The organism is Streptomyces sp. NPDC057249 (assembly GCF_042669245.1).
GTDB lineage: Bacteria > Actinomycetota > Actinomycetes > Streptomycetales > Streptomycetaceae > Streptomyces.
Window position 1 is genome coordinate 437543 of the sequence record NZ_JBHUXS010000004.1, and the last position, 8228, is coordinate 445770.

5 protein-coding genes are annotated in these 8228 nt (G+C 73.3%); 2 read left to right on the forward strand and 3 right to left on the reverse strand.

What is annotated here, in order from left to right; all coding sequences use genetic code 11:
* Positions 1-15 precede the first annotated feature (15 nt).
* Complete coding sequence (locus ACFUJY_RS10720; RefSeq protein ID WP_383297428.1) at positions 16-2361, reverse strand: glycoside hydrolase family 31 protein; 2346 nt, start codon at positions 2359-2361, stop codon at positions 16-18.
* A 231-nt stretch (positions 2362-2592) separates the two neighbouring features.
* Here ACFUJY_RS10720 and ACFUJY_RS10725 point away from each other — a divergent pair, with 231 nt between their 5' ends.
* Together ACFUJY_RS10725 and ACFUJY_RS10730 are read left to right on the forward strand one after the other, a co-directional pair.
* Positions 2593-4569 (forward strand): acetoacetate--CoA ligase, encoded by a 1977-nt coding sequence (locus tag ACFUJY_RS10725; RefSeq protein WP_383297430.1) that lies wholly within the window; start codon positions 2593-2595, stop codon positions 4567-4569.
* Between the two features lie 40 nt (positions 4570-4609).
* Positions 4610-5557 carry a hypothetical protein gene (locus tag ACFUJY_RS10730; RefSeq protein WP_383297432.1) on the forward strand — a complete coding sequence of 316 codons (948 nt, stop codon included), beginning with the start codon at positions 4610-4612 and terminating at the stop codon, positions 5555-5557.
* A 68-nt stretch (positions 5558-5625) separates the two neighbouring features.
* Here the strand turns inward: ACFUJY_RS10730 and ptsP are convergent, their stop codons facing one another.
* Together ptsP and ACFUJY_RS10740 are read right to left on the reverse strand one after the other, a co-directional pair.
* Entirely contained in the window at positions 5626-7296 is a 1671-nt protein-coding gene (gene ptsP, locus ACFUJY_RS10735) for a phosphoenolpyruvate--protein phosphotransferase (RefSeq protein ID WP_383297434.1), read from the reverse strand.
* 79 nt (positions 7297-7375) lie between these two features.
* On the reverse strand, positions 7376-7825 hold the full coding sequence (locus ACFUJY_RS10740) for a PTS glucose transporter subunit IIA (protein WP_383297436.1): 450 nt from the start codon (positions 7823-7825) through the stop codon (positions 7376-7378).
* Positions 7826-8228 lie beyond the last annotated feature (403 nt).

The following is an 8228-nucleotide window of genomic DNA, read 5'->3' on the forward strand; positions in this document are numbered from 1 at the left end:
GCCGCCGCGCCACGCTCACGCACCCCGCACCCGGACCGGACGGTCCACCGCCCCGCCGTCCCGCTCCACCACGACGCGCCCGCCCTCCAGCCGGGACGTGTACCGCTCGACCTCCACCGGCTCCCAGCCGTCACCCGCGTCCCGGACCACCGTCCCGCCACCCGCGCGCCCCGCCACCGGCGCCCACACCTCCAGCTCCGGGCCGCCGTCCGCACCCCGCACCGGAAGCACCGCCCCCGCCCGGGCCAGCACCGGCACCCGGGACAGCGGCGCCTCCACCACCACCCGCCCCGGCCCCTCGTACACCGCCCCGCTCACCGTGTCGTACCAGCGCCCCGGCGGCAGCCGTACCGCCCGCCGCACCACCCCCGGCTCCAGCACGGGCGCCACCAGCAACGCGTCACCGAGCAGGAAGGCGTCCTCGCAGTCCCGCAGCCCGCGGTCCCCGGGCGAAGCCCACCACAGCGGGCGCACATACGGCGCACCCGTCAGCGCCGCCAGCCGCGCCAGGGTCACCCAGTACGGCCGCAACCGCTCCCGCTCCACCAGCACCGCACGTGCCCCCGCCAGCACCTCCGGCCCGAACTCCCACGGCTCCCGGCGCCCCGCGTCGATCGCCGCGTGCGTACGGAACAGCGGCAGGTACGCCCCCAGCTGGAACCACCGCAGATACAGCTCGGGCGACGGCGACCCGTCGAACCCGCCCACGTCCGTACCCGAGTACGGCACCCCGCACAACCCGAGCCCCAGGACCAGCGCCAACGACGCCCGCAGCCCCGGCCAGCCCGTCGCCACGTCACCGGACCAGGTGCCCCCGTACCGCTGCATCCCCGCCCAGCCCGAACGCGAGAACAGGAACGGCCGCTCCTCCGGCCGCAGCCGGGCCAGCCCCTCGTACCCGGCCCGCGCCATCGCCAGGCCGTACACGTTGTGCGCCTCCCGGTGGTCGCCGCCGCGCCCCTCCAGCGCGTGGCGCGCCGAACGCGGCAGCGACGGATCACCGAACGCCGCGAACGACACCGGCTCGTTCATGTCGTGCCACACCCCGGAGAACCCCTGCGCCAGCCGCTCCGCGTACAGCCCGCCCCACCACTCCCGTACCCCCGCATCCGTGAAGTCCGGATACACGCACGCACCCGGCCACACCTCCCCGCGCACCTCCCGCCCCCGGGCGTCCCGGACGAACGCGCCCGAAGCGCCCACCGCCCGCCCGGACGCGTAGACCGCGTTGCCCCCGGCCGCCGCCACCGCCGGGTCCACGATCGACACCAGCCGCACCCCGCCCTCCCGCAACTCCCCGGCCAGCCCCGGCAGATCCGGGAACCGCCCGCGGTCCACCGTGAACACCCGGTGCGCGTCGTAGTGGTCGATGTCCAGGTGCAGCACCGACAAAGGCAGCCCCCGCTCCCGGTACCCCGCCACGATCCGCCGGACCTCCCGCTCCGAGCCGAACCCCCACCGGGCGTGCTGCGGACCCAGCGCCCAGGACGGCGGCACCGCCGCCGAACCCGTCAGCGCCGACCACCCCGCCAGCACCCGGGCCGGCGTACCCGCCACCGCCCAGCAGCGCAGCGGGCCGCCGTCCACCCGCACCTCCGAAGCGCCCGGCCGGTCGTGTCCGGACCCCGCGCCCTCCCGCCCCTCCCGCAACGACACCCGGCCCGCCCAGGAGTTGTCGTAGAAGACCAGGTGCGTCCCCGCGTCCGCCACCACCAACTGCACCGGCATCGTCAGATACAGGGGATCGTCCCCCGGCCCGAACCGCCCGCCCGGGTCCGTGTTCCACAGCGCGTACACCCCGTCCCGCAGCCGGGGCCCCGCCGCCCGTCCGCCAAGACCGAAGAACCGCGCGTCCGCCGGCACCTCCGAACGCTGCACCCATCGCGCCTCCCCGCCCGCCACCGGCTCCCACCAGCGCGGCGGCAGCTCCCGGCGCAGCACCACCCCGCCCGGCGTCCGCAGCTCCACCGCCCCGTGCCGCGACACCGCGACCGTCAGCCGCTCCGCCACCACCTGCCAGCCTCCGTCCGTACCCGGCTCCAGCACCGCCCGCGGATCGGCGGCGGGCGCCTCCCCGTCCACCGCGTACGACGGCCCCGGCCCCGCCCCGTCCCACCCCCAGAACACCGCGCCGCCCACCGCGACCCGGATGCGCAGCTCCGAACGGGCGAACCGCACCACACCGCCCCCGGGCCCCGGCTCCGCGCCCGTCACCGGGCCCGGCACCCGCGCCCGCTCCGCCCCACGCCCCGGCAGCGCCCGCGCGTCCGCACGCGTCCGGCGCCACGCCGAGCGCACTGTGCGCAGCCCTCGCTTCGAACCCATCAGCTTCACCGAGCGCACCAGGTCACGACCGTTCATGCGGCTCACCCTGCCACCCGCCCGGCCGCCAACAAGCGCCGTTCAACTTCCGTTCACCCCGCGCCGGGCGTGGTGGGAGCACATGCCGGGACACGGAACCATGTACGGGCAACCCTGGTGCGAAGGACGATCACATGGCATCGTCCGTGGCGTCGCCTCACGCGCACACCCCCGCTCGTGCGCGCGACCTGCGCACACACCGCGTACCCGCTACAGCCAGGGAGCCGCCCCATGACCTCAGCAGCCGACGAAGCCCCCCTGTGGCAGCCCGGCCCCGACCGCGTCGCGGCCGCCGCCGTCACCCGATTCCAGAGCTGGGCCGCCGAACACCACGGCGCACCGGCCGAGGGCGGCTACGCCAGTCTGCACCGCTGGTCCGTCGACGAGCTCGACACCTTCTGGAAGGCCGTCGCCGAGTGGTTCGACGTGCGCTTCTCCACCCCGTACGAGCAGGTCATCGGCGACCGCTCGATGCCCGGCGCCACCTGGTTCCCCGGCGCCACGCTCAACTACGCCGAGCACGCCCTGCGCGCCGCCGAGGACCCCCTGCGCGCCGACGCGCCCGCCCTGCTCCACGTGGACGAGAGCCACACCCAGGTCCCGACCTCGTGGTCCGAGCTCCGCCGCCAGGTCGGTTCGCTCGCCGCCGAACTCCGCGCCCTGGGCGTCACCCCCGGCGACCGCGTCAGCGGCTACCTCCCCAACATCCCGCAGGCCGTCGTCGCCTTCCTCGCCACCGCGGCCGTCGGCGGGATCTGGACCTCCTGCGCCCCCGACTTCGGCGCCCGCAGCGTCCTCGACCGCTTCCAGCAGGTCGAACCCGTCGTCCTGTTCACCGTCGACGGCTACCGCTACGGCGGCAAGGAACACCACCGCGCCGACACCGTCGCCGAGCTCCGCCGCGAACTCCCCACCCTGCGCGCCGTGGTGCACATCCCGCTGCTGGGGACCGACGCCCCCGAGGGCGCCCTCGACTGGGCCGCCCTCACCTGCGCCGACACCGAACCGGTCTTCGAGCAGGTCCCCTTCGACCACCCGCTCTGGGTCCTCTATTCCTCGGGCACCACCGGACTGCCCAAGGCCATCGTCCAGTCCCAGGGCGGCATCCTGCTCGAACACCTCAAGCAGATCGGCCTCCACTGCGACCTCGGCCCCGAGGACCGCTTCTTCTGGTACACCTCCACCGGCTGGATGATGTGGAACTTCCTCGTCTCCGGCCTCCTCACCGGCACGACCCTCGTGCTGTACGACGGAAGCCCGGGCTATCCGGACGTCAGCGCCCAGTGGCGCGTCGCCGAACAGACCGGCGCCACTCTCTTCGGCACCTCCGCCGCGTACGTCATGGCCTGCCGCAAGGCCGGCGTCCACCCGGGACGCGACCTCGACCTCTCCCGCGTCCAGTGCGTCGCCACCACCGGCTCCCCGCTCCCGCCCGACGGCTTCCGCTGGCTCCACGACGAGGTCGCCGACGACCTGTGGATCGCCTCCGTCAGCGGCGGCACCGACGTGTGCAGCTGCTTCGCCGGCGCGGTGCCCACCCTCCCCGTCCACATCGGCGAGCTCCAGGCCGCCTGCCTCGGCACGGACCTCCAGTCCTGGGACCCCGCGGGCGAACCGCTGACCGGCGAGGTCGGCGAGCTCGTCGTCACCGAGCCGATGCCCTCCATGCCGGTCCGCTTCTGGAACGACCCCGACGGCAGCCGCTACCACGACAGCTACTTCGACGTGTACCCCGGCGTCTGGCGCCACGGCGACTGGATCACCCTCACCGACCGCGGCTCCGTCGTCATCCACGGCCGCTCCGACTCCACCCTCAACCGGCAGGGCGTCCGCATGGGCTCCGCCGACATCTACGAGGCCGTCGAACGCCTCCCCGAGATCCGCGAATCCCTCGTCATCGGCCTGGAGGAACCCGACGGCGGCTACTGGATGCCGCTCTTCGTCCACCTCGCCGAAGGCGCCACCCTGGACGACGCCCTCCGCGACAGCATCAAACGCACGATCCGCGAGAACCTCTCGCCCCGCCACGTCCCGGACGAGGTCATCGAGGTCCCCGGCATCCCGCACACCCTCACCGGCAAGCGCATCGAGGTTCCGGTCAAGCGCCTGCTCCAGGGAACAGCCCTGGAAAAGGCCGTCAACCCCGGCTCGATCGACAACCTGGAACTCCTCCACTTCTACGAGAAGCTGGCCCGCGAACGCCGCTGACCGCACCGTTGTCAGTGCCCCTGGTTACGCTGAGTGAGCAATGATCGACAGCGCATTGGGGGACATCATGGCGCAGACCAGGAACAAGCGGACCACCGTCCACGGACGGACCGTGACCACCACCATGCGACGCACGCTGCGCCGCGAAGCACCCACCACCATCGGCCTGCTGGCCGACGAGGAGGACTTCGCGGCCATGCGCCGCTACCGCACCTTCGCCTTCGACGACCACGGCGTCTACCTGGAACAGGTGGAGGCCCTGCTCAAGGCCCTCACCGCGCAGGGCGTGCACACCACGGTCGCCCTCTTCGACCCCCTGGAGTACGCCCACTACTGCGCGGAGGCCGGCATCCTCCCCGACACCCCGGCCGGCCGCAGCCGCTTCACCGCGGAGATCGCTGCCTGCGGAGCCACCGTCACCTACGAAGGACAGCCCCTGGACGCCCTGATCCAGGTGCTCGTCGGCCGCGCCGTCCGCCGGGCCACCTGGGAGTACGCCACCATGCTCCTGGCCGGCCTCGGCGACTGCGCGGACTGCGGCCGGGACATCGGCACCGCCGCCTTCGACCGCGCCTCCCACCTGCTCGAACGCACCCTGGAAGCGGCCGGACCCGGCACCCACCACCTGGTGTGCAGCACCCCCACGGAGAACGACCAGCTCCTCGCCGCCCTGCACACCGACCGGCCCACCGCGGGAGCCGTCCTGCTCGACACCTCGGAGGGCGCCGAGTTCGTGAGCGTCCTCGCCGTCGCCATCGCCCTGGAGAGCCACGGCGGAGTCGTCCTGCGTACGAGCACCCCGGGCGCCCCGGACCGCGTGCACGGCTGGCGGCTGAGCCGGGGCAACCTCGACCCGCTCACCGCCGGTGAGGTCTTCAGCGCCTACTGCACCGACGCGGACACGGGCGAGCCCGTCGCCCCCGAGTCCGGTGTGGAGTACTGCGCGGGCTTCGACATCGGCGCCGACGAACCGGAGGAGCACCGCTGACACGACGAAGGGGCTTTCCGCCGATGACCGGCGGAAAGCCCCTTCCCCTCGCGTCGTCCGGCACCGGACTACTCGCCCGACAGCACCGCCTGCGCTGCCCGGCGCGCGTCCTCGGCGGAGTCCGCCGCGCGCGCGGCCGCCGCGGCCCGCTCGCACTGGGCCAGCGTGTATTTGGCCAGCGTGGCGCGGACATAGGGAATGGACGCCGCACCCATCGACAGGGACGTCACCCCCAGACCCGTCAGCACGCAGGCGAGCAGCGGATCGGAGGCCGCCTCACCGCACACGCCACAGCTCTTGCCCTCGGCCTTGGCCGCCTCGGCCGACAGCGCGACCAGATCCAGCAGCGCGGGCTGCCACGGGTCCTGGAGCCGGGAGACGGCCCCCACCTGACGGTCGGCGGCGAAGGTGTACTGCGCCAGGTCGTTGGTGCCCAGCGACAGGAACTCCACCTCTTGGAGCACCGAGCGCGCCCGCAGCGCGGCGGACGGGATCTCGACCATCGCGCCGAACTTCGCGTTCAGCCCGGCCTCGCGGCAGGCGTCGGCGAAGGCCTTGGCGTCCGCGCGGTCGGCCACCATGGGCGCCATGACCTCAAGGTAGACGGGCAGCCCCTCGGCAGCCTTCGAGAGAGCGGTGAGCTGGGTCCGCAGCACGTCCGGGTGGTCCAGCAGGCTCCGCAGGCCGCGCACGCCCAGCGCCGGGTTCGGCTCGTCCGCCGGAGTCAGGAAGTCGAGCGGCTTGTCCGCGCCCGCGTCCAGCACCCGCACGACGACACGCCCCTCGGGGAACGCCTCGAGAACCGCGCGGTACGCGGCGACCTGCTTCTCCTCGGACGGCGCCTGCTTGCTGTCGTCCAGGAAGAGGAACTCCGTACGGAACAGACCGACGCCCTCCGCGCCCGCCTCCACCGCCGCCGGCACGTCACCGGGACCACCGACGTTGGCGAGCAGCGGCACCTTGTGACCGTCGGAGGTGGCGCCGGGGCCGGTCGCGGCGGTCAACGCGGCCTTGCGCGCGGCGGCGGCGCTCTCCAGCTCCGCCCGCTTCGCGGCGCTCGGGTCGACGAAGATCTCACCGGTGCTGCCGTCCACGGCGACCAGCGTGCCCTCGGCCAGCTCACCGGCCCCGGGCAGGGCCACCACGGCGGGGACGCCGAGCGCCCGGGCCAGGATGGCGCTGTGGCTGGTCGGCCCGCCCTCCTCGGTGACGAAGCCGAGGACCAGCGCGGGGTCGAGCAGCGCCGTGTCGGCGGGGGCGAGGTCACGGGCGATCAGGACGTACGGCTCGTCGCTGTCCGGCACGCCGGGCATCGGCACACCGAGCAGCCGCGCCACGATGCGGTTGCGGACGTCGTCGAGGTCGGCGACCCGCCCCGCCAGGTACTCACCGGCGCCCGCGAGCAGCGCCCGGTACGAGGCGAACGCGTCGTACACGCCGCGTTCGGCGGTGCTGCCGACCGCGATGCGGCGTTCGACATCGGCCATGAGCTCGGGGTCCTGGGCCATCATGGCCTGGGCCTCCAGCACGTGCTGGGCCTCGCCGCCGGCCAGGTTGCCGCGCGCGATGAGGTCGGCGGCGACGGCCTCGACGGCCTGCCGGGCCCGCCCTTGCTCGCGCTCGGCCTCGTCGGCCGGGATCTGCTTGGCCGGCGGTTCGAGCACCGCGGTGCCCATGTGCCGTACCTCGCCGATCGCCACACCGTGGCTCACGCCTACGCCTCGCAGCGTTGTCTCCATTTCACCCGTCTCCGGTCGTGCGGGGGCCGTTGCCTCCGCGGTGGTGGATATCCAGTCGGCTGTCACTGCGCCGATCGCGTTACTGCCAGCCGAACAGGGAGTCCCCGACCGCCACGTCGCCGGTCTCGGCCACGTCGGAGAGGGAGTCGGCGGTCGCCTCCAGGGCCACGATCGGGCAGATCGGCGACTTGCCGGCCTTCTCGACCTCGGCCGGGTTCCACCGGACGACGCCCTGGCCGCGGGTGACGTTGTCACCCTTGCTCACGAGCAGCTCGAAGCCCTCGCCGTTGAGCTGGACCGTGTCGATGCCCAGGTGAGTGAGCACCCCGTGCCCCTCGCTGTCGACCACCACGAAGGCGTGCGGGTGGAGGGAGACGACGATGCCGTCGACGGGCGCGACCGCCTCGGAGGGCTCGCGGACGGGGTCGATGGCGGTGCCCGGACCGACCATCGCGCCGGAGAAGACGGGGTCGGGTACGGCAGCGAGCCCAATGGCACGTCCGGCAAGAGGGGACGTCACGTTGGTCATGGGGGGCCTCCCAGTGGAGCTTCGAAGGGTGCCGCCGCGGCTTGAGTAGGAGGACGGCGTACTGCTCAGCAGACTAAGTCATAAGAAGTCCCGGTTCCGCCCGAGTCCTGGTGGTTCGAGGACCTAGGGGCGCACCGGAAACGATTTGCCTCGACTCCCGGCAGCCTGTACTGTCGTACTCCTGCCTGGCCCCAACGCGACTTTGAGTCGGGGGTCGGCAGCGGCTATTGAGCCCAAACCCTAACCCGAAATCGGGCACCCGCATGTCTGCGGGGGGCCGGTCAGGGGGACCGGAAAGGTTTGATAGTGTCGGACTCGCCGGAAAGGGAAACGCGAAAGCGAAGAACTGGAAAGCGAAAACTGCTTGACCCGCTTCGACCGGGAATCGGACACGAAAGAGTCT

Bases quoted from the DNA above. Each gene is read 5' to 3' on its own strand.
- ACFUJY_RS10725 (WP_383297430.1), top strand. From the start codon at position 2,593: ATGACCTCAGCAGCCGACGAAGCCCCCCTGTGGCAGCCCGGCCCCGAC.
- ACFUJY_RS10730 (WP_383297432.1), top strand. From the start codon at position 4,610: ATGATCGACAGCGCATTGGGGGACATCATGGCGCAGACCAGGAACAAG.
- ptsP (WP_383297434.1), bottom strand. From the start codon at position 7,296: ATGGAGACAACGCTGCGAGGCGTAGGCGTGAGCCACGGTGTGGCGATC.
- ACFUJY_RS10720 (WP_383297428.1), bottom strand. From the start codon at position 2,361: ATGAACGGTCGTGACCTGGTGCGCTCGGTGAAGCTGATGGGTTCGAAG.
- ACFUJY_RS10740 (WP_383297436.1), bottom strand. From the start codon at position 7,825: ATGACCAACGTGACGTCCCCTCTTGCCGGACGTGCCATTGGGCTCGCT.